This is a genomic window from Streptomyces sp. NPDC050287 (assembly GCF_044459385.1).
In the GTDB taxonomy this organism is placed as follows: domain Bacteria; phylum Actinomycetota; class Actinomycetes; order Streptomycetales; family Streptomycetaceae; genus Streptomyces.
In genome coordinates this window covers 486,217-510,691 of record NZ_JBITIY010000006.1, presented here as the reverse complement: position 1 = coordinate 510,691, position 24,475 = coordinate 486,217, and the positions used below count along the sequence as shown (strand labels likewise).

Annotated in this window: 23 protein-coding genes and 2 tRNA genes; 9 read left to right on the top strand and 16 right to left on the bottom strand. The window is 71.9% G+C overall.

Features of this window, described 5'->3' with window-relative positions:
* The first annotated feature begins 107 nt into the window (after positions 1-107).
* The 4 genes from ACIBK3_RS24225 to ACIBK3_RS24210 all read left to right on the top strand — a co-directional run bounded on the left by ACIBK3_RS24225 (position 108) and on the right by ACIBK3_RS24210 (position 4,212).
* A complete protein-coding gene (locus tag ACIBK3_RS24225) occupies positions 108-1,229 on the top strand; it encodes an SPFH domain-containing protein (protein WP_399368607.1) in 1,122 nt (373 codons plus the stop codon).
* 101 nt (positions 1,230-1,330) lie between these two features.
* Entirely contained in the window at positions 1,331-1,936 is a 606-nt protein-coding gene (locus ACIBK3_RS24220) for a lytic polysaccharide monooxygenase (protein ID WP_399368605.1), read from the top strand.
* Positions 1,937-2,051: 115 nt separating this feature from the next.
* Positions 2,052-2,513, top strand: coding sequence for a DUF3592 domain-containing protein (locus ACIBK3_RS24215; protein WP_399368603.1), 462 nt, complete (start codon positions 2,052-2,054; stop codon positions 2,511-2,513).
* A gap of 43 nt (positions 2,514-2,556) precedes the next feature.
* Entirely contained in the window at positions 2,557-4,212 is a 1,656-nt protein-coding gene (locus ACIBK3_RS24210) for a long-chain-fatty-acid--CoA ligase (RefSeq protein ID WP_399368926.1), read from the top strand.
* On the opposite strand, the gene ACIBK3_RS24205 is transcribed toward ACIBK3_RS24210, so the two are convergent.
* The 6 genes from ACIBK3_RS24205 to ehuB form a co-directional block, all read right to left on the bottom strand.
* Positions 4,174-4,247: transfer RNA gene (locus ACIBK3_RS24205), tRNA-Lys, on the bottom strand. The two genes, ACIBK3_RS24210 and ACIBK3_RS24205, sit on opposite strands and share 39 nt — an antisense overlap.
* A gap of 86 nt (positions 4,248-4,333) precedes the next feature.
* Positions 4,334-5,092: an IclR family transcriptional regulator C-terminal domain-containing protein gene (locus ACIBK3_RS24200; RefSeq protein WP_399368601.1), complete on the bottom strand. Its 759-nt coding sequence runs from the start codon at positions 5,090-5,092 to the stop codon at positions 4,334-4,336.
* A 239-nt stretch (positions 5,093-5,331) separates the two neighbouring features.
* The gene (gene ehuA, locus ACIBK3_RS24195) at positions 5,332-6,108 is read right to left on the bottom strand and encodes an ectoine/hydroxyectoine ABC transporter ATP-binding protein EhuA (RefSeq protein ID WP_399368925.1); all 777 of its coding nucleotides are present in this window, start codon (positions 6,106-6,108) and stop codon (positions 5,332-5,334) included.
* Between the two features lie 10 nt (positions 6,109-6,118).
* Entirely contained in the window at positions 6,119-6,769 is a 651-nt protein-coding gene (ehuD, locus tag ACIBK3_RS24190; protein ID WP_399368599.1) for an ectoine/hydroxyectoine ABC transporter permease subunit EhuD, read from the bottom strand.
* The gene (ehuC, locus tag ACIBK3_RS24185) at positions 6,769-7,485 is read right to left on the bottom strand and encodes an ectoine/hydroxyectoine ABC transporter permease subunit EhuC (protein ID WP_399368596.1); all 717 of its coding nucleotides are present in this window, start codon (positions 7,483-7,485) and stop codon (positions 6,769-6,771) included. The genes ehuD and ehuC overlap by 1 nt, the downstream gene beginning before the upstream one ends.
* Positions 7,482-8,387, bottom strand: a complete 906-nt coding sequence (gene ehuB, locus ACIBK3_RS24180) for an ectoine/hydroxyectoine ABC transporter substrate-binding protein EhuB (protein ID WP_399368595.1) — start codon at positions 8,385-8,387, stop codon at positions 7,482-7,484. Before ehuB ends, ehuC begins: the two co-directional genes overlap by 4 nt.
* A gap of 97 nt (positions 8,388-8,484) precedes the next feature.
* On the opposite strand from ehuB, the gene ACIBK3_RS24175 reads away from it, so the two are divergent.
* Positions 8,485-8,979, top strand: coding sequence for a DUF3830 family protein (locus ACIBK3_RS24175; RefSeq protein WP_399368593.1), 495 nt, complete (start codon positions 8,485-8,487; stop codon positions 8,977-8,979).
* Here ACIBK3_RS24175 and ACIBK3_RS24170 read toward each other — a convergent pair.
* Together ACIBK3_RS24170 and ACIBK3_RS24165 are read right to left on the bottom strand one after the other, a co-directional pair.
* Positions 8,960-10,357, bottom strand: a complete 1,398-nt coding sequence (locus tag ACIBK3_RS24170) for an amidase (RefSeq protein WP_399368591.1) — start codon at positions 10,355-10,357, stop codon at positions 8,960-8,962. The genes ACIBK3_RS24175 and ACIBK3_RS24170 overlap by 20 nt on opposite strands.
* A gap of 19 nt (positions 10,358-10,376) precedes the next feature.
* Complete coding sequence (locus ACIBK3_RS24165) at positions 10,377-11,354, bottom strand: D-2-hydroxyacid dehydrogenase (protein WP_399368589.1); 978 nt, start codon at positions 11,352-11,354, stop codon at positions 10,377-10,379.
* A 187-nt stretch (positions 11,355-11,541) separates the two neighbouring features.
* On the opposite strand from ACIBK3_RS24165, the gene ACIBK3_RS24160 reads away from it, so the two are divergent.
* From ACIBK3_RS24160 to ACIBK3_RS24150, 3 genes are all read left to right on the top strand, one after another.
* Positions 11,542-12,366: an aspartate/glutamate racemase family protein gene (locus ACIBK3_RS24160; protein ID WP_399368588.1), complete on the top strand. Its 825-nt coding sequence runs from the start codon at positions 11,542-11,544 to the stop codon at positions 12,364-12,366.
* Positions 12,363-13,094, top strand: a complete 732-nt coding sequence (locus ACIBK3_RS24155) for a decarboxylase (RefSeq protein WP_399368586.1) — start codon at positions 12,363-12,365, stop codon at positions 13,092-13,094. The genes ACIBK3_RS24160 and ACIBK3_RS24155 overlap by 4 nt, the downstream gene beginning before the upstream one ends.
* Positions 13,095-13,270: 176 nt before the next feature.
* Positions 13,271-14,365: an LLM class flavin-dependent oxidoreductase gene (locus tag ACIBK3_RS24150; RefSeq protein WP_399368584.1), complete on the top strand. Its 1,095-nt coding sequence runs from the start codon at positions 13,271-13,273 to the stop codon at positions 14,363-14,365.
* Positions 14,366-14,380: 15 nt separating this feature from the next.
* Here the strand turns inward: ACIBK3_RS24150 and ACIBK3_RS24145 are convergent, their stop codons facing one another.
* On the bottom strand, positions 14,381-16,189 hold the full coding sequence (locus ACIBK3_RS24145) for a putative bifunctional diguanylate cyclase/phosphodiesterase (protein WP_399368582.1): 1,809 nt from the start codon (positions 16,187-16,189) through the stop codon (positions 14,381-14,383).
* A gap of 321 nt (positions 16,190-16,510) precedes the next feature.
* Between ACIBK3_RS24145 and ACIBK3_RS24140 the strand changes: the two genes are divergently transcribed.
* Positions 16,511-17,773 carry a M6 family metalloprotease domain-containing protein gene (locus ACIBK3_RS24140; RefSeq protein WP_399368580.1) on the top strand — a complete coding sequence of 421 codons (1,263 nt, stop codon included), beginning with the start codon at positions 16,511-16,513 and terminating at the stop codon, positions 17,771-17,773.
* Between the two features lie 215 nt (positions 17,774-17,988).
* Here the strand turns inward: ACIBK3_RS24140 and ACIBK3_RS24135 are convergent.
* The 7 genes from ACIBK3_RS24135 to ACIBK3_RS24105 form a co-directional block, all read right to left on the bottom strand.
* Positions 17,989-18,062, bottom strand: a tRNA-Lys gene (locus tag ACIBK3_RS24135).
* Positions 18,053-18,664, bottom strand: a complete 612-nt coding sequence (locus tag ACIBK3_RS24130; protein WP_399368923.1) for a bifunctional DNA primase/polymerase — start codon at positions 18,662-18,664, stop codon at positions 18,053-18,055. Before ACIBK3_RS24130 ends, ACIBK3_RS24135 begins: the two co-directional genes overlap by 10 nt.
* A 155-nt stretch (positions 18,665-18,819) precedes the next feature.
* Positions 18,820-19,188 (bottom strand): hypothetical protein, encoded by a 369-nt coding sequence (locus tag ACIBK3_RS24125; protein ID WP_399368578.1) that lies wholly within the window; start codon positions 19,186-19,188, stop codon positions 18,820-18,822.
* 203 nt (positions 19,189-19,391) lie between these two features.
* Entirely contained in the window at positions 19,392-20,729 is a 1,338-nt protein-coding gene (locus ACIBK3_RS24120) for an AAA domain-containing protein (RefSeq protein ID WP_399368577.1), read from the bottom strand.
* Entirely contained in the window at positions 20,726-22,315 is a 1,590-nt protein-coding gene (locus ACIBK3_RS24115; protein ID WP_399368575.1) for a hypothetical protein, read from the bottom strand. The genes ACIBK3_RS24120 and ACIBK3_RS24115 overlap by 4 nt, the downstream gene beginning before the upstream one ends.
* Positions 22,306-23,457, bottom strand: a complete 1,152-nt coding sequence (locus tag ACIBK3_RS24110; protein ID WP_399368573.1) for a hypothetical protein — start codon at positions 23,455-23,457, stop codon at positions 22,306-22,308. Before ACIBK3_RS24110 ends, ACIBK3_RS24115 begins: the two co-directional genes overlap by 10 nt.
* On the bottom strand, positions 23,408-24,361 hold the full coding sequence (locus ACIBK3_RS24105) for a phosphatase PAP2 family protein (RefSeq protein ID WP_399368572.1): 954 nt from the start codon (positions 24,359-24,361) through the stop codon (positions 23,408-23,410). Before ACIBK3_RS24105 ends, ACIBK3_RS24110 begins: the two co-directional genes overlap by 50 nt.
* Positions 24,362-24,475: the final 114 nt, after the last annotated feature.

Sequence of the window (24,475 nt, the reverse complement as noted above, 5' to 3'; positions counted from 1 at the left end):
TTCGCCGGCCACGGCCTTCTGTCCTTGGCAACGGCTTTCTGCTTTGACACGGCTTCCTGCCGTGACCCCCTGTTGTGAAGCACCTGCCGCGGAGGCTGGAGGCACCCATGAGTACGACCACTTCCCACATCCCCGAATCCGAGGGCCCGGCCGGGAGTACGTCCCGGCCCGCCCGGCTCATCCAGAACGAGGCGACCACCGAGATCCCCGTCCATCTGCTGTTCCGCGACGAGCCCGACCAGGTGACGGTGCCGCTGGAGCCCGCGGTCGTGGCACGCCGTCAGGGAACAGGCGAACAGCCGCGCGTGCGACGGCCGATGCCGTCCACGCCCCGGCCCGAACCGGAGGTCGACCCCGAACTGACGGAACGCCCCGCACGGGTGCTGCCCGGCGCGGTGGGTGTGCTCGCCGGTGCCTGCGGGGTGACGGGGGGCGTGGCCACCTCGTGGTGGACGGGCGTGCTGCCGCCGCTCGCCGTACACGCCCTCGGGCTGCCGGCGTCCACGGCGGCCGGACTCGGTCCCGTGCAGTGGGCGGCGTACGCCGGGGCGGGCGCCCTCGGGCTGTTCGGCTTCGGCGGGCTGGCCCGGGGCCGGGCCGGACGAGCCTGGGTGCTCGGCCTGTTCGGCCGCTACCGGGGCACGGTCCGGCGCACCGGCCTGCTGTGGGTCAACCCGCTGCTGCTGCGCCGCCGGGTGGACGTACGGCTGCGGCACTGGCGCAGCGAGGAGATGCGTGCCGCCGACGCGAGCGGGGTCGCGCTGCGGGTGGTGGTGCTGGTGGTGTGGCGGGTACGGGACACCGCGCTGGCCACGCTGGGTGTCGAGGACCATGAGACGTATCTGCGCGAGTGCGTGGAGACGGGCCTGGCCCGGGTGGCGGTGGAGGTGCCCGGCTCGGGCCGGGGGTCCGCCGACGCCGCCGCGGAGGCACTGACCCGGCGGGTCGCGGCGGACGCGGCTCCGGTCGGCATCGAAGTGTTCTCGGTGCAGCCGCTGCGGGTGGAGTACGCCCCCGAGGTCGCCGCCGTGATGAACCGCCGCCGGATCGCCGCGCTGGACGCCCAGCAGCGGGCGAGCGTGCTGACCTCGGTGGTGGACTCGGTGGAGGACACGGTGACCCGGCTGACCATGCGGGGACTGGTGGAGCTGGACGACTACGAACGCAAGGCGCTGGTGAAGGACCTGACGGTGGCGTTCTGTTCGGGACGAGGGGAAGCGGGCTGCTGATTGGTATGGACATGTTCAAGTAACCGCAATAATCTGGCACTTGGTCTAGACCTACCTGCACAGCTCACTGAACTTCCCCCACGTTCTCCAGGAGCGGCAGCATGCGCAAAAAGACCAAGTGGTACGCCGCCGTGCTCGGTCTCGCGACGACCGGAGCGCTGGTTCTCTCGTCCCAGGGCGCGAGCGGGCACGGCTACACCGACCTCCCCGTCAGCCGTCAGAAGCTCTGCCAGAACGGCTCCGTGGCCAACTGCGGTGACATCCAGTACGAGCCGCAGAGCGTCGAGGGCCTCAAGGGCTTCCCCGGCTCCGGTCCGGCCGACGGCCGGATCTGCTCCGGCGGCAACACCCGCTTCGCCCAGCTCGACAGCCCGAAGACCCCGTCGGGCGGTGCCTGGCCCACCACCAGGGTGACTGGCGGTCAGAGCTACACGTTCCGCTGGCAGTTCACCGCCATGCACGCCACCACCGACTTCAAGTACTACGTCACCAAGCCGGGCTGGAACCAGAACCACAACCTGGCCCGCTCCGACCTCAACCTCACCCCGTTCCTGACCGTCCCCTACAACGGCCAGCGCCCCCCGTCCACGCTCTCCCACTCCGGCACCCTGCCGTCCGGCCTGAGCGGCCACCACGTCATCGTCGCGGTGTGGACGGTCGCGGACACGACCAACGCCTTCTACGCCTGCTCGGACGTCACGTTCTGACCCGGCTCGGGGGGTGCCGCAACCTTGAGGGTTCCTTGAGGCCGTCCGGCACTCCCCGCGGGTAGGTTCCCCTCACGCCGCCGAACGGGACGGCGTACGGATCTCGGGGGACACCATGGAAGCGTTCTTCTACGTCGTGCCGCTGCTCATGATCGGTCTCGTGTCGTTCAGCGCGTTCACCGTGATCCGCCGGGCCCGGGACATCAGCAGTGCCTGGGGCAGCGGCCTGACGGCGGAGGCGCGCTGTCTGCGGACGTACACGACGACCAGCGGCGGCGGCCAGACGTCCGTGAGCACGACACTGCACCACGTCTACGAGTTCGCCACCCGCGAGGGCCGTCTCGTCCGGTTCGACGAGACGGGCGGCCCGGGCACCACCGTCGAGGGCGATTTCGTCACCGTGCGCTACGTGGCGGACCGCCCCGAACGGGCCACCGCCAAGGCGCCGGCGCCCGGGAAGCTGGCGGCGGGCACCGGCTGCCTGCTGACGCTCTTCGCGGTGATCATCCTTATCTGCCTCGGTTTCATGGTCGTGGCCCACACGATGTTCGGCGCCATGGGCGACTCGGTTCCGTAGCCGCTCTCCACATCTGACGGTACGTCAACTACCGTGCCCGCCCATGGAGTCCAGTCGGCGCGGCACGGTGGCGGAGTTCGTGGCGGCACGGTGGGACGACCACCGGCCGGGGCTGTGGTGCGGGGAGCGGACGCTCACGCACCACGACGTGGCGGCGGGGGCCGCGGCCCGGGCCGCCCTCCTCGAAGATCTCCTGCCACCCGCCTCACACATCGGCGTCCTGCTCGACAACACCCCCGAGTACCCGCTGTGGCTGAGCGCGGCCGCCTTCGCCCGAGCCGCCGTCGCCGGCATCAACCCCACCCGCCGAGGCCCCGAACTGGCCCGCGACATCCTGCACACCGAGTGCCGGGTCCTGATCACCGAACGCACCCACCTGCCCCTGCTCAAGGGCCTCGACCTGCCCGGGGTACGCCTGCTGGTGACGGACACCGAGGAGTACGACGCCCTGCTCGCGCCCTACGCCGACGCCCGGCCGGACCCCTCCCGCGCCGCCCCCGCCGACCGCCTCCTCCTCTACTTCACCTCGGGCTCGACCGGCGCCCCCAAGGCCGCGCTCTGTTCCCAGGGCCGGCTGGCGGCGGCCGGCCGCTCGCTGGCCGACCAGTTCGCCGTACGTCCCGACGACGTGCACTACGTCTGCATGCCGATGTTCCACGGCAACGCGGTGATCGCGGACTGGGCGCCCGCCCTGGTGGCCGGGGCGGGCGTGGCCCTGCGCCCGCGGTTCTCGGCGTCACGGTTCCTGGCGGATGTGCGGCGGTACCGGGCGACGTACTTCACGTACGTGGGCCGTGCCGTGCAGTACATCCTCGCCACCGAGGAGCGCGACGACGACCGGGACAACCCCCTCCGCCTGGGCTTCGGCACCGAGGCCGGCGCGGTGGACGCGGCGGCCTTCGAGCGGCGGTTCGGGGTGCGGCTGGTGGAGGGCTACGGCTCCTCGGAGGGCGGGGCCGCGATCCAGTGGCGGCCCGGCACACCGTCCGGCGCGGTCGGCCCGGCGACACCCGGCCTGGTCGTGCTGCACCCCGAGACGCGTCAGGAGTGCCCGCCGGCCGTCCTCGATCCGGCGGGGCGGCTGCTGAACGGGGACGAGGCCATCGGGGAGCTGGTGAACTTCGGGCCGAACCCCTTCGAGGGCTACTGGCGCAACCCTCAGGCGGAGTCCGAGCGCCGGCACGACGGCGGCTACTGGACCGGCGACCTCTTCTACCGGGACACCGACGGCTTCCTCTACTTCGCGGGCCGCACGGACGACCGCCTCCGCGTCGACGGCGAGAACCTGGCCGCCGCGATGATCGAGAACATCCTCGCCCGCTACGGGGGTGCGGAGGCCGTCGCCGTCTACGCCGTCCCGGACCCGGTGACCGGGGACCAGGTGATGGCGTCGATCGCGGGCGACTTCGACCCCGGCGACTTCGCGGACTTCCTGGACGCCCAGCCGGACCTGGGCACGAAGATGGCACCCCGGTTCGTACGGGTGGTGCGGCGGATGCCGGTCACGGCCACGAACAAGATCCACCGTTCGCGGCTCAGGAAGGAGGGGGTCCGGTGCGCCGACCCGGTGTGGTGGCGGCCGCCCGGGGAACAGACGTACCGGCGGCTGACCAGGGAGGACGCCGAAGGGCCCCTCGTATCCCGAGAGGCCCTTCACCGGTGCGCCGCCAGGGACTCGAACCCCGGACCCGCTGATTAAGAGTCAGCTGCTCTAACCAACTGAGCTAGCGGCGCGTGACTCCCGTCGACCGCGCTCGGCGGTCGACGACGGAGAAAATACTACCTGGTGTTCAGGGGTGCTCCCGACCACCCCAGGGTGCCTAGATCGCGAGGGACAGCAGGACCGGTGCCGCGCCCCGGTTCAGGCGGTCCGCGGCCTGGCGCAGGCGGTGGGCGTGCTCGACCGGGAGGGACAGGGCCAGGCAGCCGACCGATGATCCGGCCGTGATCGGGACGGCCGCGCAGACCGTGCCGACCGCGTACTCCTGGAGGTCGAGGTGGGGCACGGTCGGCGGCTGGGACTCCAGTCGGGACAGCAGCAGCTTGTCGCTGGTGATGGTGCGCGAGGTGAGGCGGGCCATCTTGTGCCGGGAGAGGTGGTCCCGCCGGCTGTTGTGGTCGAGCTGGCCGAGCAGGCTCTTGCCGATCGCGGTGGCGTGGGCGGAGTAGCGGAAGTCCACCCACTCGTTCACCGCGGGAGTGGTGGGGCCGGCGGCGTACTGGGTGACGTTGATCTCTCCGTCGACGTACCGGCTGATGTAGACGGCGGCGCCGACGGAGTCGCGCAGCCGGTCCAGGGCACCCTGGAGCTTCTCGCGCAAGGCCTGGTCGCGGTCCTGGGCGGAGCCCAGGCGGGTGAGGGCGGCGCCGGTGACATAGGCGCCGTCGGTGACCTGCTCGACGTAGCCCTCGCGGCGCAGCAACCTCAGGAGCGTGGTCAGGCGCTCCGGGTCGATGCCGGTCAGGCGGGCGAGCAGGCTGTCGGTTACTCCGGTGGTGTGCCGTGCCACGGTCTCCAGGACGCGCAGGGCGTCCTGGGTCGAGTGGTACGGCGCGGTCGGCTCGTGCATCAGCGCCACGGTGTTCCCCCTGCGCTCGCTCGGTCGCTCAACGACTGGGCCGTAATCCGGACAGCGGATCCCTCCACGATAACCGGCAAGAGGCTTGCGGTGAGCGGTTGTTGGGGAGATTGCGACGGGCCCGTGCCGCTCTCAGCAGGGGCGCTGACCCCTGCCATATGCCAGCGGCAGGACCCGGCGCCGCGACCTCGGAAGTTGAACGTCGTTCACTTCTCAGGGGGCCTCAGGGACCTCGGAGATCAAAGCACCGCCCCGAGAAACTCGCGCGTCCGGTCGTGCTCGGGCTCGCCGAAGATCTTCTCCGGGGGCCCGGACTCGATGACCCGGCCCGAGTCGAACATCAGGACCTGGTCGGAGATGTCGCGGGCGAAGTTCATCTCGTGGGTCACACAGAGCATCGTGATGTCGGTGGTTTGCGCGATGTCCCGCAGCACGTCCAGGACACCGGCGACCAGCTCCGGGTCCAGCGCGGAGGTGACCTCGTCAAGGAGCAGCACCTGCGGCCGCATCGCCAGCGCCCGCGCGATCGCCACCCGCTGCTGCTGCCCGCCGGACAGCTGGCTCGGGCGGGCGTCCGCCTTGTCCGCGAGGCCCACCAGGTCCAGCAGGTCGCGGGCCCGTTCGTCCGCCTCGTCCCGGGACATCCCGAGGACGGTGACGGGGGCCTCGGTGATGTTCCTGAGGGCGGTCATGTTCGGGAACAGGTTGAACTGCTGGAACACCATCCCGATCTTCTTGCGGACCTCGCGGACCTGCTTCTCCGGCGCCGGGAACAGCTTGCGGCCGTCGACGGTGATCGTGCCCTCGTCGGGCTTGGTCAGCGTCATCAGCAGCCGCAGGATCGTCGTCTTGCCGGAGCCGGACGGACCGATCAGCGTGACGTGCTTGCCGGAGTCCACGGAGAAGTCCAGCCGGTCCAGGACCGTGTTGGACCCGAACCGCTTGGTGACGTGCTCGAGACGGATCAGCTCGCTGCCGTCCACCGGCGGGTTGGAGTGGGAGTCGGGCTCTTTCATCAGGGGGGCGTCAGTGGACAAGACGTCGCTCCAGTGCTCGCAGGAGAAGGGAGGCCAGATAGGAAATGACGATGAAGGCCACGCCGATCACGGTCAGGGGCTCGGTGAACTGGAAGTGCTCCTGGGAGTACAGCCGCGCCTGCCCGAGCATCTCCAGCACCGTGATCACCATCAGCATCGGCGTGTCCTTGAGCATCGCGATCACGTAGTTGCCGAGCGCCGGCACCACGCGGCGGATCGCCTGCGGCAGGATCACCACCCGCCAGGTCCGGGCCACCGGCAGGTTCAGCGCCGTCGCCGCCTCCCACTGACCGGCGGGCACGGCCTCGATACCGGCCCGGTAGACCTGCATCGTGTACGTCGAGTAGTGCAGCCCGATCCCGATGACGCCGGTGGTCAGGGCCGACAGGGTCACGCCCCACTCGGGCAGCACATAGAAGAGGAAGAACAGCTGCACCAGCAGCGGGGTGTTGCGCACGAACTCCGTGATCACCCCGACCGGCCAGCGCACCCAGCGGGTCGGCGTGCGCATCAGCAGCGCCCACACCAGGCCCAGCAGGAAGGAGATGACCGACCCCAGCGCCAGCGCCTGCAGGGTGACCAGCACACCGTCCCAGAAATGCGGCATGAAGCCGCTCACCGCGTCCCAGTCCCACTTCACTAGATACCACCTCCGACCCCGGTCGTCTCGGCGCGCTTCAGCTCATGCGCGGACACCTCGCGCTGCGGCGCCTTCCCGACGCCCGTCTTCAGCTTCTTCTCCAGCCCGCGCATCAGACGGGTGAGCAGGAAGGCGATCGCGAAGTAGATCACCAGCAGATACGAGTAGATCTCCGCGCTCTCCTGCAGCGCGAGGCGCACCAGGTTGCCGCTGAACGCCAGGTCGCCCATGCCCATCACCGACACCAGCGCGGTGCCCTTGAGCAGTTCGATCAGCAGGTTGGAGAACGGCGGGATCATCTCCGGCACCGCCTGCGGCAGCAGGATCAGCCGCATCCGCTGCCAGGGTGTGAAGCTCAGCGCGATCCCGCCCTCCTGCTGCGCCGGGTCGACGGCCTTCAGCGCACCGCGCACGATCTCCGAGCCGTACGCCCCGTAGGTCAGCCCGAGCGCGAGCGTGCCCGCCCACATCGGCACCAGCTGCCAGCCGAAGGCGATCGGCAGCACGAAGAACACCCAGAAGATCATCACCAGCGCGGAGGTGCCGCGGAACACCTCGGTGTAGAGGCCCGCGAGGAAGCGCACGATCCACAGCCGGTGGGTGCGGGCCACGCCCGCGACGAAGGCGACCGCCGCGCCCAGCAGCGCGCTGAACACGAGCAGCTGGACCGTGGTCCATATGCCCTTGAGTACGAGTTCCCACAGTCCGGAGGTCATCCGCCGCACAGCTCCTTCGCGGTGAGGTCGGTCATTTCGGCCTGGGTGAACCCGAAGGGCTTGAGGATCCGGAACAACTCCCCACTCTTCTTCAGCTTCCGCAACTCCACGTTGAAGGCGTCCCGCAGCCCGGTCTCGGTCGGCCGGAACGCGAAGGCCCCCCCGTCGACATGCGGCTTGCCGTCGACGAGCGGGGCGAAGGCCTTGGTGGCCTCCGCCTTGCCGGACTTCTTCACCACCTCACGGGTGGTCAGCGCGGTCCCGGCGAAGGCGTCGACGCGTCCGGCCTCCACCGCGTTCAGCCCGGCGACCTGGTCCGGCACGATCAGGATGTCGCTCTCCTTGTACCCGGCCTCGACGGCGTACTGGATCTCCGCGTATCCGGTGCCGGTCGCGAACTTGGCCTTCTTCTCGACGATGTCCTTGTAGTCGTGCAGGCCTTTCGGGTTGCCCTTGCGCACGATGAAGGAATCGAGCATCTGGTAGTCGGGATCGGCGAAGATGACCTGTTCGCAGCGCTCGGGATTCACGTACATCCCGGCGGCGACGACATCGAACTGCTGGGAGTTCAGACCGGGAATCAGCGAGCCGAACTCGGTCGGCACCGGCTGGACCTTGTCGATGCCGAGCCGTTTGAAGATGACCCGGGCGAGTTCGGGTGCCTCGCCGGTCAGGTCGCCGTTCTTGTCGATGTACCCGAAGGGAATCTCACCCGCGATTCCCAGCCGTACGACACCGGCGGCCCTGAGCCGGCCGAGGAGATCACCGCCCTCGGTGGTCGAGGCGGTCGCCACGCGCGAGCAGCCCGCCGCACCCAGCGCGCCGAGCGCCGCCACCCCCGCGAGCAGCGACCGGCGTGTGGGTCCGGACGTGTGTGCGCCATGTTCCGTAGGTGGAGCCATGGCGGCGCAGCTACCCGAGAGCATGCGAGTTATGCAGGCCGATTTCAGCCCCGATCTTCGACCGGGCCCTCTTGACTGCCGGGAGACCATGGAACGCATGGCTGACCGATTTATCGAAGTCTCGCTGGTCAAGCGCGGAATCACCGCTACGGCAAAGCTGCTCGACGATCGCGCGCCGATCACCTGCGCGGCTGTCTGGGACGCCCTTCCGCTCGCCGGAGACGTCTACCACGCCAAATACGCACGCAACGAGATCTACGCCCTGTTCCCGCCTTTCGCGACATCAGAGCCACCCCTGGAAAACCCGACAGTCACCCCCATTCCCGGCGACCTCTGCTATTTCTCCTTCGCGGGCGCGGAGTTGGGCACCAAGGCCTACGGCTACGACCGCGAGGTCCGCCCCGGCACCACGGTCGTCGACCTGGCCCTGTTCTACGAGCGCAACAACCTGCTCCTCAACGCCGACGTCGGCTGGGTGCCGGGCATCGTCTGGGGCCAGATCGTCGAGGGTCTGCCGCAGCTCGCGGACGGGTGCAACGACCTGTGGCGGACCGGGGCGGCGGGGGAGTCCCTCAGCTTCCGCCGGGCGTGATCCCGACCCCCGCCTCGTACAGGGCGTGGGCCGCCCGGAGCACCAGGTCGTCGCGGTGCCGGGCGGCCACCAGCTGGAGCCCGACGGGCAGCCCGTCACCGTCCGTGCCCACCGGGACGGAGGCGGCCGGCTGCTGGGTCATGTTGAAGGGGTACGTGAACGGCGTCCACCCCGTCCAGCGGCGGTGGCCGGAACCTTTCGGCACCTCGGCGCCCGCCTCGAACGCGGTGATCGGAAGCGTCGGGGTGACCAGCAGGTCGTACGCGTCGTGGAAGCGGCCCATACGGCGGCCGAGTTCCATCCGGACGTCGACCGCGGCCAGATAGTCCAGGGCGCTGTAGCGGGCGCCCCGGTCGCAGATCTCCCGCAGCCCCGGGTCGAGCAGCTCCCGCTGCCGCGGTCCCAGGGACTGGGTCACCCGGGCCGCGCCGCTGAACCACAGGGTGTGGAAGGCGTCCACCGGGTCCGTGAAGTCGGGGTCGGCCTCCGTGACGTACGCCCCGAGCTCCGCGAGCCGCTCCACGCCCCGCCGCACCGCCGCCTGGACCGCCGGCTGCACCGCCACCTGCCCGCCGAGGGACGGCGAGTAGGCGACCCTGAGCCCGCGCACCCCGCCCGTCAGTCCCGCGGAGAAGGCGCCGGGTGCGGGGCTCAGCGCCGACCAGTCCCGGGAGTCCGGGTTGCCGATGACGTCGAGGAGCAGGGCCGCGTCCGCCGCGTCCCGGGTCATCGGGCCCACATGCGCGAGGGTGCCGAAGGCGCTCGCCGGGTACAGCGGCACCCGGCCGTACGTCGGCTTCAGGGCGAAGATCCCGCAGAACGCCGCCGGGATACGGACACTGCCGCCGCCGTCGGTGCCGAGGGCGAGCGGTCCCGCGCCGAGGGCCACGGCCGCCGCCGCGCCGCCGCTGGAGCCGCCCGCGGTGCGGGCCGGGTCGTGCGGATTGCGGGTCACCCCGGTCAGCGGGGAGTCGGTGACGCCCTTCCAGCCGAACTCCGGGGTGGTGGTCCTGCCGACGAAGACGGCACCGTGCTCCCGCAGCCGGGCCACGGACGGAGCGTCCTCGTTCCATGGGCCCTGCTCGGAGATGGTCCGCGAGCCCTTGAGGGTCGGCGTCCCGCGCTGCAGCAGGATGTCCTTCACCGTCACCGGAACCCCGTCCACCAGCCCCGCCGGCTCACCCCTGCGCCACCGGTCGGCCGACTCCCGGGCCCGCGCGAGCGCGTCGTCCGCGGTGAGCCGTACGAACGCGTTCACCTCCGGCTGGATCTCCGCCGCCCGGTCCAGGGCCGCGCGGGTCGCCTCCACGGGGCTGAAGTCGCCCTTGCGGTAGCCGTCGACGAGTTGCAGTGCGGTCAGTTCGGTGAGCTCCGTCATCCGGCCCCTCCATAGGACGTCAGTGCCCGGGTACATACCCCCGCTGCTTGTCCACCACGTTCGGCAGCGATCCGCCCGCCTCCCAGCGCTCGTACAACTCCACGAACTGCGCGCCCAGTTCGTCCCGCCAGCCGACCGTGTCGCCGCTCATGTGCGGGGACACGATCAGGTTCGGGACCTGCCACAGCGGGCTGTCGGGGGTGAGGGGCTCGTGCTCGAAGACGTCCAGGGCGGCGCCCGCGATCCACTGCTTGGTCAGCGCCTCGACCAGCGCGTCCTCGACGACCAGCTGTCCCCGGCCGATGTTGATGAAGCGGGCGGACGGCTGCATCATCCCGAAGCGGCGCGCGTCGAACATGCCGTGCGTCTGCTCCGTCAGCGGCGCCGCCGCGATCACCCAGTCCGCGCGGGCCATCAGCCGGTCCAGGTCCTCCGGGCCGTGGACACCGGTCCGCGGGGTGCGGCCGACCAGGACGGCGGTGATGCCGAGCGCCTTCAGCGTGGAGACGATCGCCCGTCCGATCGGCCCGGCCCCGACCACGCACGCGCGCGTGCCGGCCACCCGCTGCGACTCCCGGTGCCGCCAGGTCCGGTTCCGCTGCAGCTCCAGGGTCCGCGGCAGGTCCTTGGCCATCGACAGCACCAGCGCGGCGACGTACTCGGCGATCGGCCGGTCGAAGACGCCCCGCGCGTTCGTCACCACCGTGTCCGAGGCGGCGAGTTCCGGACACATCAGGTGGTCCACGCCCGCGCTCGCCGTGTGCACCCAGCGCGGCCGCGGCCCTTCGCCGGGCCAGGCCGCGCGCACAGCGTGCGAGGTGAAGTCCCACACCAGCAGCACATCGGCCGACGGCAGCCGCTCGGCGAGCGTCGACGCGTCCGCGTGCTCGATCCGGGCGCGGCCGGTGAGCTTGCCGAGCCGGGGCAGCGGGTCGGCGTCCAGGACGAGCACGGTGGGGGAGGCTGCGGGGTCGGAAGGGGACGCGGAAGCGGGCATTTCCTGAGCCGTTTCTCGGACGGTGACGGCCGTCTGACGTGGGGCGGACACGAGCGGGTCACCGATGCGTGACGCGGGTGTGACAAGGGCGGATTGACCACGCTCGCACCCGAACCTACCTTCGTCAACACGGGCGTGCGTACGGTCCGTTGTCCCCTGGTCCCTCAGTGTGAGGCCGGTGTCTGTCATGGACGTTTCGTTTCTGGGGGGCCCACGCCCCCAGCGCGGTGTCGGGGTCGTCGCCCCGTTCGACTTCGCCCTCGACCGCGAGCTGTGGCGCTGGGTGCCCGATGAGGTCTCCCTCCATCTGACCCGGACGCCGTACGTCCCGGTCGAGGTCAGCCTCGACCTCGCCCGCCTGGTCAGCGAGCACGAGACCCTGCACGACGCGGTGCGCACGCTCACCGCCGTCGAGCCCGAGGTCGTGGCCTACGCCTGCACGTCCGGCAGCTTCGTCGGCGGGATCGCCGGGGAGCGGGCGATGTGCGAGGCGATGACCCGGGCGGGCGCGCTGCCGTCGGTGACGACGTCGGGGGCGCTGCTGGAGGCGCTGGTGGAGCTCGGCGCACGCCGGGTGGCCCTGGTGACGCCGTACACCGTCTCCGTCACCCGCGCGCTGGAGGAGTACGTGGCCCAGGCGGGCGTCACCGTCAGCGGGTGCGCGTACATGGGCCTGACCAGGCACATCTGGAAGGTCCCGTACCGGGACGTGGCGACCATGGCGCGCAAGGCCGTCCGCGGCGGAGCCGACGCGCTGTTCATCAGCTGCACCAACCTCCCGACGTACGACGTGATCCCGCAGTTGGAGGCAGAACTGCGGATCCCGGTGATCTCAGCCAACCAGGCCACGATGTGGGCGGCGCTGCGCCGACTGGGTACCCGAGCGGTGGGACCGTACCAGGCGCTGATCGATCCGGCCGCCCGGCTCGGTCCCGCACTGCCGGACGTGCCGGGCCTCCCGGACGTGCCGCGACTGCCGGACGAAGAACAGCAGCAGGAAGGCTGGACATGACAGCACTGGGATTCCTCTACCCGGGCCACTCCGCCGAGGACGACTATCCACGCATCGAGCAACTGCTCGGGAGCGACATCCGGCTGGACCTGGTGCACACCGACATCGGCGAGGACGCCCACCGGGTCGACGCCCTCCTCGAGATGGGCTCGGCGGCCCGGCTCGCGGCGGGCGTCGAGGAACTGCGCATGTCGGGCGCCGAGTCGGTGGTGTGGGCCTGCACCAGCGGCAGTTTCGTGCACGGCTGGGAGGGCGCCCACGAACAGGTACGCACCCTCGCCCGCACCGCCGGCCTGCCCGCCTCCTCCACCTCCTTCGCCTTCGTGTACGCGGCACGGGAACTCGGCGTGAGCAGGGTCGCCGTCGGCGCGACCTACCCGGACGACGTGGCCGGCCTCTTCGCCGACTTCCTCCGCGCGGCCGGCATCGAGGTGACGGGCGTCCGCGGCTCCGGCATCATCACGGCGGCGGAGGTCGGCACGTGGGGCGAGGCAGAGGTCGTCGCCCTGGCCCAGGAGGCGGACACCCCCGACGCGGAGGCGCTGCTGCTCCCGGACACGGCCCTGCACACGGCGGCCCACATCCCGACCCTGGAAAAGAACCTGGGCAAGCCGGTCCTCACCGCGAACCAGGTCACGGTCTGGGAGGCCCTGAGGCTGGCGGACCGCCGGGTGAACGCGCCGGCACTGGGCGCCCTGTTCACCAGGGAACCGATCATCCAGGCCTGACACGGCCCCGACACCGGCACGGGTACCAGGGGTGCTCCGCCCCTGGACCCCGGGCCGGGGGGCGGAGCCCCCGGAAACCCCCGCACCAGCGCCGCCGCCGACCAGGAAATAAACGGAGACCCCCTCCTGTTAACCCCCGGAGGACATCACACCGGCCCACACCAGGAGGCACCACAGTGACGGCAACGGCAGACGAGATCCGGGGAACCACCCACGGCACCGCCCCCACCCCCCTGTCCGTCCTGGATCTGGTCACCGTAGGCGCGGGCCGCACCGCCACCGACGCCCTTCGCACCAGCGTCGAGATCGCCAAGCTCGCGGAGTCCCGCCGCTTCCACCGCTACTGGGTCGCCGAACACCACTCCATGCCGGGCGTGGCCTCGTCCTCCCCCGCCGTGATCCTCGCCCACCTCGCCGCCCACACCACCCGCATCCGCCTCGGATCGGGCGGCGTGATGCTCCCCAACCACGCCCCGCTGGTCATCGCGGAGCAGTTCGGCACGCTGGAGGCGATGGCCCCCGGCCGCGTGGACCTGGGCCTCGGCCGTGCCCCGGGCACGGACGGCGCCACCGCGGCAGCCCTGCGCCGTACCGACCGCCTCAACGAGGGCGCCGACGACTTCCCCCAGCAGCTCGCGGAGCTCATCCGCTTCCTCGACGACGACTTCCCCGACGGCCACCGCTACCGCCGTATCCACGCGGTCCCCGGCCCGGTCCAGGCGACCTCCCCCGGCGGCGTGCAGTCCCCGCACCGCCCGCCCGTCTGGCTGCTCGGTTCCTCCGGATTCAGCGCCCGCCTCGCCGGCGCCCTCGGCCTGCCCTTCGCCTTCGCGCACCACTTCTCGGCCCAGAACACCGTCCCGGCCCTTGACCTGTACCGCGAGTCCTTCCAGCCCTCCGCCGTCCTCGACGAGCCGTACGCCCTCATCGGCGTCTCCGCCCTCGCCACCGACGACGAGAAGGAGGCCCGCCGCCAGGTGCTGGCCGCCGCGCTGAACATGGTCCGCCTGCGCACCGGACGCCCCGGACTCGTACCGACCCCGGAGGAGGCCGAGGCCTACGAGTTCAGCCCGATGGAGCGCGAGTTCGTCGACTCCTGGAACTCCAACGTCATCCACGGCACCGCCGACGAGGTCCGCTCCGGCCTCGACGACCTCCACAAGCGCACCGGCGCCGACGAGCTGATGATCACCGCCAACGCCCACAGCGGCGACGTACGCCTGCGTTCGTACGAACTCATCGCGGACGCCTACGGACTGCCGGCCGCCTGAGCCCGCACCCGCACCTCAGACCCGGACCCCCAGCAACCCGGAGATACGATCCGGCGGCACCGGCCGTGAGTACAGCCACCCCTGGCCGGTGTCGCAGCCGATCCGCCGCAGCCGGGCGGCCTGCGCCGAGGTCTCCACGCACTCCGCGGTGACCGTCAGCCCGAGCCGGTGGGCGAGCTGGATCATCGCCTCGACGACGACCTCGTCGGCCGGGTTGGGAGCAACGCCCTCCCCCTCGTACTGGAAGCCCCGGACGAACGAGCCGTCCAGTTTCAGCACCGACACCGGCAGCCGGCTCAGATACGCCAGGTTCGAGTAGCCCGTACCGAAGTCGTCGATGGCGATGTGCACGCCCATGTCGCTGAGGGCCTGGAGCGCCTGGAGCGGGCGGCCCGCCGAGCCCATCACCGCCGACTCCGTGAGCTCCAGCTGCAGCAGGTGCGGCGCCAGGCCCGTCTCCGCGAGGATGTCCGCCACGTCGGCGACCAGGTCGGAGTCCCAGACCTGACGGACCGCCACGTTCACGCTCACGAAGATCGGCGGCTCGCCGGGGTGGTCCACCTGCCACCGCCGGGCCTGCCGGCAGGCCGTGGCCAGCACCCAGCGGCCGAGCGGCACGATCGAGCCGTCCTCCTCGGCCAGTCCGATGAACCGATTCGGCGTCAGTAGGCCGAACTGGGGATGGTTCCAGCGCACCAGCGCCTCCACGCCCCGCAGCCGGCTGTCCTCCATGCGGACCAGTGGCTGGTATTCGAGGGTGAACTCTCCGCGTTCGATCGCCGGGCGGAGGGTCGAGGCGAGGGCCTGCCGGGTCATGCGGTGCGCGTTGCGCTCCGGGTCGAACAGGGTCCAGCGGGCCTTGCCGTCGGCCTTCGCCCAGTACAGCGTGGTGTCGGCGGCCTGCATCAGGCCGGTGGCGCTGGTGCCCTCCGCCCGGCGCTCCACCACGCCGATCGAGGCCGACACCGACAGCCGCTGCCCCAAGAGGTCGAAGGGAGCCTGGACCGCGTTCAGTACGGCCTCGGCGAGATCGGCGAGCTGCTCGGTGCCGGTGGAGTCCTCGACGAGCAGGGCGAACTCGTCGCCGCCGAGCCTGGCCACCAGCGGCGCGCTGACCCGGCCCCGCCCGGCCTCGTCGGCGCACCGGGTGAGCCGGTCGGCCACGGCGGCCAGCAGCCGGTCGCCGACGCGGTGGCCGAGGGTGTCGTTGACCGCCTTGAAGCCGTCGAGGTCCAGGTAGCACAGGCCGACCCGGCCGGTGCCGCCCGGCCCGTACGCCTCCGCCTCCAGCGCGGCTGTCAGGCGCTCGAAGAACAGGGTGCGGTTGGGCAGCCGGGTCACCGGGTCGTGCATCTGCAAGTGCCGCAGCCGCGCCTGCAGTTCACGGCGGGCGCTGATGTCGGCGACGGACAGCAGTACCGTGCCGGGCTCCTCGCCCCGGAGGGGAGCGACCGTGACCTGCGCCCAGAGGGACCGGCCGTCGGGGTGCTTGAGCCGGCGGGTGCAGCGCAGCCGGGCCTGCCGGCCGCGCAGGACCTCGCGGTAGGCGTGCCAGGTGCGGGCGTCGGAGGCCAGGTCCACCAGGTCGGCGGCGATCCGTCCGGTCAGCGCGTCCGGCTCGCTGCCGAGCAGGTCGCCGAGGGCGGAGTTGGCGCCGACGACCAGGCCCTCACGGTCGACCACGGCCATCGCGAGCGGGGCGGACGTGAACGCCGAGCGGTAGGTCCGGGGCTCGGTACGGCCAGCCGCGACGGCATCACTCTCTGTGACGGCTGACCGGTCGAGGTCTGCCGCGGGCGTCGGCCCTTCGGACGTTCCGCTCACCGCTCGCTCCCGCAGTGCACTCGATCGCTGTCCGGCAGGAAAGTGTGCCGATCATAGAGGCTGCCCCAAGGGCCTACCAGCCACTCCCCAGTCTCCCGGAACAATCGGCCTTTCTGACAGATCGTTTCTGCTCGGACCGTGGACGGCTTCTTCAGGCGCCTGACCAGTTGTGACGTTCCGTGAGCGGTCCGGGGGTGTGGCTTCTGGCGGCCGTTCGGCCCTTCGGTCCTCTCACTCGTCTGGTGCAGGTAAACAGGGCTTAGTACGACAAATACACACAATCTGGGTGCGGTATCCCGTGAACCGTTCCCGGAGGTCCCTGTGCCGCGTCCGTTCTCGCGCCCCCGACTGCGCAGCACCGCGGCCGTGTTCACCACCCTCTCCGCCCTCGCGGCGACCTCCCTCGTCACCGGCCCCTCGGTCGCCGAGCCGTTCTCGGCGGCGCCCTGCGCCCTCCAGCGCACCGCCGCCCACCACTCGGAGGGCCTGGACACCTGGAACGCCGCCTATCCGCGCCCCACGCGCGAGCTGGACGCGGTGATGGTCTTCCTGTCCTTCCCCGACTCGACCCACCTCACCACCCCCGCCCGGCTGGCCGCCGACCACTTCCCGGCCACCAGCCGCTTCTTCGCGCGTGCCTCCTACGGCCGGTTCGCCCTGCGCCCGCACCCGCTGCGGCACTGGATCCGGATGCCGAAGCCGTCGACCTCGTACGCCATACAGCGCGACTGGAGCGCCTCGCACCGCTCCGCCTACCTGCGCGACGCACTCGCCGCGTCCGACGCGCAGGTCGACTTCTCGCGGTACGACATCGTCTACCTCGTCGCCGACCCGGACGCGCCCGGTGTGGACTCGGACGCGACGAAGGTGGTCAACCTGGACACCCCGCTGCGGGCCGACGGCACGGACATCCGGCGGGTCGTCACGGTGTTCGAACAGCATCCGCCGGACCGGCTGGTGCTGGCCCATGAGACCGGGCACGTCTTCGACCTGCCGGACCTCTACCACCGTCCGGTCGACGGCAAGGGCGACTGGGACACGTACGTCGGCGACTGGGACCTGATGGGCAGCCAGTTCGGGATGTCACCGGACCTGTTCGGCTGGCACAAGTGGAAGCTCGGCTGGCTGGATCCCAGGCAGGTGGTGTGCGTACGGCGGAGCGGACCGACCTGGCTGACACTGGAGCCGCTCGGTGCGGGGCCGGGCGTCGAGGCGATCGGTACGGCCGGGGCGCCGGCCTTCGGGCTCGGTCAGGGGACCAAGCTCGCGGTGGTCCGCACCGGCGCGGACAGCGCGCTCGCCTTCGAGGCGCGCGGCCCGGTGGGCAACGACACGGGGGCCTGCCGGCCCGGCATCCTCGTCTACCGGATCAGCGGCGCCGCGGAGTCCGGCCGCGGCCCCATCGAGGTGATCGACGCCCATCCGCACACCGACGCCTGCTGGGAGAGCTCCGTCTATCCACCCCTCGCGGACGCCCCGGTCGCCCTCGGTGAGACCTTCACGGTCCCCGGCGAGAACGTCCGGGTGGAGGCGGAGGGACGGACGGCTTCGGGGGCGTGGACCGTGGAGATCACGGTGACGTAGTCCGGGCCCGGGGGTTGGGTGGTCCGGACACGCGATAGGCCCCTCGCTCTCGCGAGGGGGCTTCACCGGCCGGGTGGCGCTCGGCCTACGGCCGCGATGGCCGACGGTGGGGGGGTGTGGGTGGCGAAGCCCCACGGCGCGCGGCGAAGCCGCGCAAAAACGACGAGGGCGAGACGGTTCGCGCTTTCCGCGAACACTCCTCGCCCTCGACATCGTGCGCCGCCAGGGACTCGAACCCCGGACCCGCTGATTAAGAGTCAGCTGCTCTAACCAACTGAGCTAGCGGCGCCTGCCGACGTCGTAGACCTTAGCACCCTGATCGGCGCGAGGAAAAATCGATATCCGCACGGCCGCGCGGGCCGCTCGGACGGCCGCCCAGAGCAGGATTTCCGGGCCCGGCAGCCAGGGGTGGCGGGTGTCCGGGGCGACCAGCCAGCGGGCGTCGGGGCGGGCGGGGGAGCCGTCGGCGGTGATCGGCGCGGGGACGGTCACCGCGTCGCCGGTGCCGTGGCACAGCAGCGGCGGGATCGCCGCCGTACGGCCGAACTCCTCCCAGTGCAGCAGCGAGGGCAGCCGCTGTGCCGTGCCGGGCGGGGCGAACAGCAGCATCCGGCCCCGGAACGCCGCGACCGGTCCGGATCCCGGGCCCTCCGTCCACAGCCGGTCGACCATGCGGCGCCCGAAGACCGCGGGCGCGCTGACCACGTCGAAGGCGGAGCCGCAGGGCAGGACGACCGGCGCGTCCGGCCGCTCCTCCCAGAGCGCGAGGGTGCTGCGCGGGTAGGCCCCGGCCGAGGCGAGCCAGGCCGCCCCGTCCGGGGTGACGCGCGTCTGCTCATCCCGTGCGGTGCAGACATCCCGTGGACCGCCCGGATTCGGTGTATCGCACATATCCCTTGCACTGCTCATGGGGATATATCTACGGCCCGTGAGCGTTCCCTTCCCCAGAGTTGCCGAAAAACCGGACGGGAAGGGGTGAGGAGGAGTATCTTGCCCGCCTGGCATATGCCATGGCGTGAGCTCGGGGGAGTCCGCGGGGAGGCGTCTCAGACCGGGTCGGCCGTACCCCGGCCCTCCGCGTCACCGCGCATCAGGTCCCGGCCGAACTCGACCATCTTCTTCGCGTAGTCCTCGGTCCACTCGGCCCGCGCGGCGATGTCCGCCGGCGTCAGCCGGTCGAAGCGGCGCGGGTCGGCCAGCTGGGCCGCCGCCATGGCCTGGAACTCCACGGCGCGGTCGGCGGCGGCGCGGAACGCCTGCGTCAGTTCCGTCGCCCGGGCCAGCAGCGCCCGGGGGTCGTCGATCGACTCCAGGTCGAAGAAGTGCTCGGGGTCCTCGGCGGCCTGCGCGGGCTCGAAAAGCAGGGGCGCGGGGCGTAGCCGCGGTTCGTTCCGACGCGGCGTTGGCTCCGCCATGTCTTCTCCTCACTCGTACGTACCGGATGACCCCCTTCGGAAGGGCCACCGTCCATTGTCCCGCGCCCGTGCAAGAGGGCCGGGGAGTCCGGCGAAGTCGATGGACACTCCAGCGGTGTCAAGGTATGCGGACCACGCGATGTTCCCCGGAATGCTCCGGCACCGCGTGATGCGCCCCTCGTCCGTGGGCATGACCAGCGCGTTCACGGCTGCCAGGTGACCCGGTGTTCCGCCAGGTGTGCGAGCACCGCGTGGTTGGCCTCCCAGCCGTCCGGGAACTTCACCACCGTCCCCAGCTGGACCGGTTCCGTGGACGGGTAGGCGTCGAGGAGGTCGGTCACGCCCGCCCGGCAGACCACGACGCAGGCGTGCCGGTGGCGGGAGGCGAGGACGCACAGGCGGCCGGTCTCCAGGTGGAACGCGGTGGCGTCGGGGCGGCCGGAGAGCGGGTGGAGGACGACCGTGACGTCGTACTCGCGGCCCTGGAGCCGGTTCGCCGTGTCGACGGTCACGTCCGTCACGCCCAGCTCGGCCAGCGCGGCGCGGACCGCTGCCGCCTGGTCCCGGTGCGCGGTGCCGACCGCGATCCGGCCGGCGGTCAGCGGCGTGGGGTCGGGGGAGCGCTCCGAGGCGGCCGCCCCGCCCCGGTCCAGCAGCCGGCGCACGACGGTCGCCACCGCCCGCACCGCCTCAGGATCCGTGCGCGGGGTGTGCCGCGCGGGCAGCTCCAGCAGGCCCCAGCCCGACTCGGCGGCCTCGTCGATCACCTTGTCGGGGCCCGAACCGTCCGAGGGGACCGCGAAGGCGAGGCGGCGGTCGTGGTCACCCGTGCCGCTGCGGAAGGGGGTGTACGGGTAGAACGCGGCCGAGACCAGCGGCGCCGCCGACGCCGGGAGGCGCCAGGACACCGGCAGGCGGTGCTGCGGCAGCTCGGGATTGTGGGCGAGCAGGGTCGTCACGGCGGAGGCCGAGGGGTCGTACGACAGCCCCGCCCACTGTTCGCTGCCGACGATCGCGAACGGGTCCAGCTGGCCCGGGTCGCCCACGAACAGCGCCCGCTCGAAGAGACCGGCCACGGCGAGCAGCGCGTCCGAGCGCATCTGGTAGGCCTCGTCGACGATGGCGTGCCGCCACGGCTCGTCGACCCGCACATGCCCCCACTTTGCGGCCGTCGAGATCACCACCGCGAGCCCGCCCAGATCGGACGCCTTCGAGGACTTGCGGACGTTCGGCAGGTCGTCGAGCGCCTTGTCGTACGGATCGCTGTCGCTGCTGTGCAGGCGGCCCACCGGCAGGTCGGGGCTCTTCTCGGCGAGCCTGAGCACCAGGTCGTCGACCTGGGCGTTGGTCTGCGCGACCACCATCAACGGGCGCCCAGCGTCGGCAAGTTCGAGCGCGGCCCGGACGACGAGCGTGGACTTGCCGGCGCCGGGCGGGGAGTCGACGACGACACCGCGGTGCATGCCGCGCAGGGTGTCGTGGAGGATCGCGTCGGTGGCGCGGGAGGCCTCGGCGCCGGGATCGAAGGGCCCAGTCGTCACAGCAGGTCCTCCTCGGTCACGGGGTCGGGATCGGGCACCGTCGCCTCACCGGGCGGTCCGCCGTGTGTCCACGGGGTGTCCTCCGGGTCGGGCAGTTTCGCGCCGCCGCGCTGCTCGTGCTCGAAGAGGGTGAAGCAGACCCGGTCGCCCTTCTCCGGCACGGATCCGGGCTCGGGCTCCTTGCCGCGGCCCATCTTGTCGACGATCCGCAGGACCAGCAGGTCCTCCGCCTCCAGGCCCACGAACTCGGCGGCCTGCGGTTTGCCGCCCAGCGAGCGGAACGCCTTCGCGCGCTCGCCCAGATGCGGCCGGTCGTCGGTGCGGACGGTCACCAGCGGACGGGGGCTGGGCCGCTTGCCCTCGCTGTACGCCATGACGACATCCGTGACCTCGCCGGCGAACGCCTCCCCGGCCAGCCGCCGCCCCGCCATCACCAACGGGTCGTCGAGGGCCTCCTGGGCCTCCAGGCGGGCCTGTTCACGCTCGCGCGCGGCGAGCTTGTTCGCGGCGGTCACCGCGTCGTCGCGACGCGGCTGCGGGGGCTCACCGGCCAGCACACGGTCGCGGTGGGCGGTGAACGACCAGCGGTCGCGCGTCCACCGCTCCTCGACGTGCGCGCCTTCCGGCAGCGCCCGCAGCAGGTCCAGGCCCCGCCACACGGCGTCCCAGGTGGGACGCGTCCGGCTCTCGACCAGGGCGTGCAGTTCGCGTTCGGCGGCGGTGAGGATGCCGAGCCGGTCGTCGGCCTGCGGACCGTCCTCGGCGGTGGCGAGGGCGGTGCGGGCGCGGTCGTAGCGCTCGATGGCGGGGGCGAGGAGTTTGTTGTCGAACGCCGGGTCGGTGGCCGGGCCGGCGGGCGGGCACACCAGCTGGCCGTGCGCGTCCCGGCGCAGCTCGGCATCGAGGGCCGCCTCGGCGCCGGAGACGCCCTCGGGCGGGTCGATCCAGGCGAGCAGGGCACCCAGGTGCTGGTCCTCCAGGGTGGACTGACCGGTGGCCCAGTGCCGGGCGAGCACGTCGGTCATGGCCAGCAGCAGGGAGGAGCCGGGCACCCGGGCGCGCTCCCCGAAGTGGGTCAGCCACCGGCCGAGCAGCGGCAGCCGGGGCGGGGCGGGGTAGGGGGTTTCCGGGTCCTGCTCCGCCGTACGCCGGAAGCGCATGGAGCGGCCGAGCAGTCGTACGAACTCGACGCCCGCGCGGCTCGGCACGATCAGCTGCGGGGCGTCCGTGCACAGGTCCACCTCGACCTTGACCCGCTTGCCGGTCTCCGGGTCGGTCTCGGTACGTTCGGCGGCCTCGACGGACTCGGCGTACGTGTCGACGTACGGCAGGACGATGTCGGCGAGTTCCGCGAGGAACGCGAACCTGAGGTCGCGGTCGCGGGGCTGCGGTACGACCAGCAGCCGCGGCGCGTCCCGGTCGGTGCCGACCAGCGCGCCGAGCGGGGCGCCGGCCTCACCGGCGGTGGTGAGCGGCACGAAGACGAGCGGCCGCTCGGCCAGCCGCCGGTGCCGGACGGTGGCCGCGGGCTGGGCCCGGCCGGTGCTGACGGCTTCGAGACGGGCGAGAGTGGCGATCAGCGACACTGGGCACCCTCCGGGCCGGAGGCCGGTGCCCCCGCCGAGCTGAGGGCTTCCGCCCTCAGTTCGGCCGCCCTCCTGAGCGCTGCCACCGCCGGGTCGTCCGGGTCGCCGGCCTGTCCGTGGGCCGCTGCCAGGACGTCGTCGACCGTGGTCAGGCCGCCCAGTTCGGCGCGGACCGAGCGGCCGAGGTAGGTCACCGCGCCGGCCGTGCGGGAGCGGCCGCGGCAGTGGAAGGCCAGCTCGCAGGCGGACAGGCACTCGGGCGCGTACGTCGCCGGGACCGCCTCGACGGCCGCCGTGAGCTCCTCGGCGGGCAGCTCGGGGGAGAAGCAGATGCCCTCGGGCAGGGTGTCGGCGATGTCTTTCAGGCGCGTGAGACGGGTCAGCTGACGGGCGGTCACCGCGCGCTGCTTGCGGATGTCGACGGCGGAGGCGGTGGCCAGGTTGGAGAAGTCCTTGGGGCAGACCAGCAGGACGTGGTGACGTACGCGCGCGGGTGGGTCCAGCCGGGCTGCGACCTCCTCCAGGGCCAGGACGTACACCGCGGCCTGCCGGGCGGCCGCGCCGACCTTCGCCGGGTCCGCGGAGCCGTCCAGCATCGGGAAGGACTTGATCTCGACGACCGTCCAGCCGCCGTCCGGGTGCACGACCACCGCGTCCGGCTCCAGGAACGCGGGGGAACCCGCCACGTCGAGCGCCAGCATCGGGTGGTCGAGCAGGGTCCAGGCGCCGGCCGCGGTGGCCTCGCGCAGGGCGAGCGCCGTACGCGCCGTGCGGCCCTCGGGGCCGATCGCGGTGAGGTCGGGAACCTCGGCGGCCGACGGCGGTTCGGCCCCGCGGTCCAGTTTCTCGTGCACCAGTCGCAGCAATTCCGCGCCGCCGTCCGACTTCACCCGTGCCTCGAACGCGTTGCCCCGGGTGAGGGCGAACTGCGACTGCCCGAACGCGGACGGCGCGCCCAGAGCGCTCGCCAGGGCTGTCTTGTTCACCCCGGCGCCGTCGAGGATCGCGCGCCGCTCGCAGCCCGGGTTGGCGGCGAGCGCCGCCAGGGCGCGTGCGTCCAGCGCCTTGGCCGGGATCTCGGGGCCGCGCAGCTCAGCGAGCCGGTGCCGGAGCGCCGTCCCCCGCGTCCGTGGGGGAGGCACTCGGCTCGGCTCCGTCTGCGAACCGGGACTCGCGCTGCCGTGGAATGTGCTCACCCGCGGAAGTCTTGCATCCGGCACTGACAAGTGGGGCCGGTGCGTCGGCAGAGCCCGCCGGGACGCCCGCGAACCGGGCCCGTGCGCTCGCCGTCGCCCGCTGAGCGATCCGCATGACGTAGGGCGCGAGCAGCAGTCCGACGCCCATCACGGCGGCGCCCGCGACCGCGTCCAGGGAGTAGTGGTTGGCGGTGCCCATCACCACGATCGTCGTCACCAGCGGGTAGACGACACCGGCGGCCTTGGCGGTAGGCGTCCTGCCGTAACGCCACAGCAGTACTCCGCACCACAGAGCCCAGCCCACGTGCAGGCTCGGCATGGCCGCGTACTGGTTGGTCATACCGCCCATGCCCCGCGGGGCACTCGCCTCGCCGCCCCACCAGCCGTACGAGCTGTACTGGGCCATCGTGTCCACGAAGCCGTGGCCCGAGGAGAGCAGGCGAGGCGGACAGGTCGGCAGCAGGGTGAAGCCGATCAGGCCGATGAAGGTCGAGGTCATCAGCCAGGTGCGGGCCATCCGGTAGTGCTCGGCGTGCGACCGGAACACCCAGATGAGGACGGCCGGCGTGACCACGTAGTGCAGCGACGCGTACCAGAAGTCGGCCGGGACACCCAGCCAGGCCTCGCGGGTGAACAGCCGGTTGAGCGGGTGCTCGGCGTTGATGCGCAGGAACTTCTCGATGCGCAGGATCGTCAGACCGTGGTCGACGGCGGTGGTCACGTCGCCCCGCGCCAGCAGCCGGCCCGCCGAGTAGCAGGCGTACACCAGGAGGATCAGCGGCAGCTCGGTCCACCAGCGCAGCCGGGTCCGAGGGGCCGCCTCGATGCCCGGTGTCACGGTCTGCAGCATCCGATCGCCTCCCCCTTCGTCTCGCGCGCCCGGTGATGTCTGGCCCGTCGGGTCACCTTACGGCGTGTTCACACTCCCCCATGGAGTGGCCCCCGGCCCTCAAAGACGCAGAGA

What these genes read in the sequence shown, in the direction of transcription:
- ACIBK3_RS24225 (WP_399368607.1), top strand. Translation starts at nt 108, where the DNA reads ATGAGTACGACCACTTCCCACATCCCCGAATCCGAGGGCCCGGCCGGG.
- ACIBK3_RS24220 (WP_399368605.1), top strand. Translation starts at nt 1,331, where the DNA reads ATGCGCAAAAAGACCAAGTGGTACGCCGCCGTGCTCGGTCTCGCGACG.
- ACIBK3_RS24215 (WP_399368603.1), top strand. Translation starts at nt 2,052, where the DNA reads ATGGAAGCGTTCTTCTACGTCGTGCCGCTGCTCATGATCGGTCTCGTG.
- ACIBK3_RS24210 (WP_399368926.1), top strand. Translation starts at nt 2,557, where the DNA reads ATGGAGTCCAGTCGGCGCGGCACGGTGGCGGAGTTCGTGGCGGCACGG.
- ehuA (WP_399368925.1), bottom strand. Translation starts at nt 6,108, where the DNA reads ATGAAAGAGCCCGACTCCCACTCCAACCCGCCGGTGGACGGCAGCGAG.
- ehuC (WP_399368596.1), bottom strand. Translation starts at nt 7,485, where the DNA reads ATGACCTCCGGACTGTGGGAACTCGTACTCAAGGGCATATGGACCACG.
- ehuB (WP_399368595.1), bottom strand. Translation starts at nt 8,387, where the DNA reads ATGGCTCCACCTACGGAACATGGCGCACACACGTCCGGACCCACACGC.
- ACIBK3_RS24175 (WP_399368593.1), top strand. Translation starts at nt 8,485, where the DNA reads ATGGCTGACCGATTTATCGAAGTCTCGCTGGTCAAGCGCGGAATCACC.
- ACIBK3_RS24170 (WP_399368591.1), bottom strand. Translation starts at nt 10,357, where the DNA reads ATGACGGAGCTCACCGAACTGACCGCACTGCAACTCGTCGACGGCTAC.
- ACIBK3_RS24165 (WP_399368589.1), bottom strand. Translation starts at nt 11,354, where the DNA reads ATGCCCGCTTCCGCGTCCCCTTCCGACCCCGCAGCCTCCCCCACCGTG.
- ACIBK3_RS24160 (WP_399368588.1), top strand. Translation starts at nt 11,542, where the DNA reads ATGGACGTTTCGTTTCTGGGGGGCCCACGCCCCCAGCGCGGTGTCGGG.
- ACIBK3_RS24155 (WP_399368586.1), top strand. Translation starts at nt 12,363, where the DNA reads ATGACAGCACTGGGATTCCTCTACCCGGGCCACTCCGCCGAGGACGAC.
- ACIBK3_RS24130 (WP_399368923.1), bottom strand. Translation starts at nt 18,664, where the DNA reads ATGTGCGATACACCGAATCCGGGCGGTCCACGGGATGTCTGCACCGCA.
- ACIBK3_RS24125 (WP_399368578.1), bottom strand. Translation starts at nt 19,188, where the DNA reads ATGGCGGAGCCAACGCCGCGTCGGAACGAACCGCGGCTACGCCCCGCG.
- ACIBK3_RS24105 (WP_399368572.1), bottom strand. Translation starts at nt 24,361, where the DNA reads ATGCTGCAGACCGTGACACCGGGCATCGAGGCGGCCCCTCGGACCCGG.